At 31.7% G+C, this 1,400-nt stretch carries 1 protein-coding gene and 1 pseudogene; both read left to right on the top strand.

The genetic code is table 11. From position 1 onward, the window contains the following. Positions 1-274, top strand: a pseudogene (locus HP459_RS22930) (hypothetical protein); the annotation flags it as partial. Between the two features lie 184 nt (positions 275-458). Continuing rightward, complete coding sequence (locus tag HP459_RS22935; protein WP_171936922.1) at positions 459-1,025, top strand: hypothetical protein; 567 nt, start codon at positions 459-461, stop codon at positions 1,023-1,025. The last annotated feature ends 375 nt before the right edge of the window (positions 1,026-1,400 follow it).

The following is a 1,400-nucleotide window of genomic DNA, read 5'->3' on the forward strand; positions in this document are numbered from 1 at the left end:
TAAAGACAGGGAAGTTATATTCACAGATAAATATTTCTATCTTAATGTAACTGGTGATTTATACGTTGCTGATATGGCAGTGTTTTGGGAGTGGGAAGATTATACTGGTTGGATTAACACTGATGTTCCTAAAGGAATATATAGAGTGAGCCTTGAAGGGGGTCATTTATTAAAGGGGGAAGAGACTGTTTACTGCTATGATTTAATTTTTGAAAAAACGAATCAACTTGGTATAAGAGATGTTGAACCACGCTCAGACTCCAGGATTTATTAAATCTATTAGCCTGCAAAGAAAGTAAAATTTTCCGGCTTTTGTTAGTTTTTTTAATCATGCCTGAAGAGACGCACATTGTAGTTAATCATAAATGTGACTTAAAAATGCTAAGAATTTGTTCGCTGAAATGGTTATGGGAATTAGGAAAGAGAGAATGTACTTTTTATGGGAGCGAGTTTAAGAAATGATTAAATGTAATCTAATCTCTAAAATAAGTATCTTTTCTGATGGTAATGACATTGGGCGGATTGGTGGAAATATCCCTAAATTCTTTTTAGATAAACTAGATATTGTTCGGGGTTATAAGTTTTATTTGACAGTTCAGAATCCTGATGATGGACATGAGTATATTACGATACTTACTCCAGGCGAATATGATGACATAATTGATAATAATATCTATCCTAATTGTTCAGTAAAAGTTTTCACACATACTTTTTCTGATGAAAGCAATAATGATGCATTTACGATAAAACACATTAACAAGGCAGTTATTGTTGGGTATGATAAGGTTGAAAGTGAAGAGTTTGAGTTTATCACTAAAACCGAAGAGGCAAGGTTAATACAATCTGAAAATTATTATTTTGATGCTTTGCAAAAGGATGGTTATAAATTTTTCATGCAGATAGATGAAGACTATTATCCTGATGCATTGCTTGATGGTGATTACATCTTTGGTTACGGTGCTTTGTATTTGTATAAAAACATATCTGGCGGGAATATCATAGCTGGTTTTTGGCAGTACTCATAAAGACAAGTGATTAATCAAGGCCGGATTAATATCGATTATTTCCGGCTTATCAAATACAGATGATATTTTTTATTCAGAATACACTTTTTTTCTTAATTTTTTAAATGGCTTTTATATAATTCTTTCTAAGTGATTATGGTATTAATATCAGGCTTCAGGAAAATATATATTTGTATAATTTAATAATAATTGCTCACCTGTATTTGAAACTCTATCTCCGCCAAAGTGTTAATATTTTAAGATGCATAGTTTCAACTGGTTAATTTTGTAATTCGATAAACACGACGGGATATCGTTGACATGAATGTAAAGGCACGAGAAAAAAATATGGTATGATTTACGGTCGTGATGCTTTAATAATATCTAGCGCTGAGT

It is taken from the genome of Enterobacter sp. CM29 (genome assembly GCF_013179605.1).
In the GTDB taxonomy this organism is placed as follows: Bacteria; Pseudomonadota; Gammaproteobacteria; order Enterobacterales; family Enterobacteriaceae; genus Enterobacter; species Enterobacter intestinihominis.

Bases quoted from the DNA above. Each gene is read 5' to 3' on its own strand.
- HP459_RS22935 (WP_171936922.1), top strand. From the start codon at position 459: ATGATTAAATGTAATCTAATCTCTAAAATAAGTATCTTTTCTGATGGT.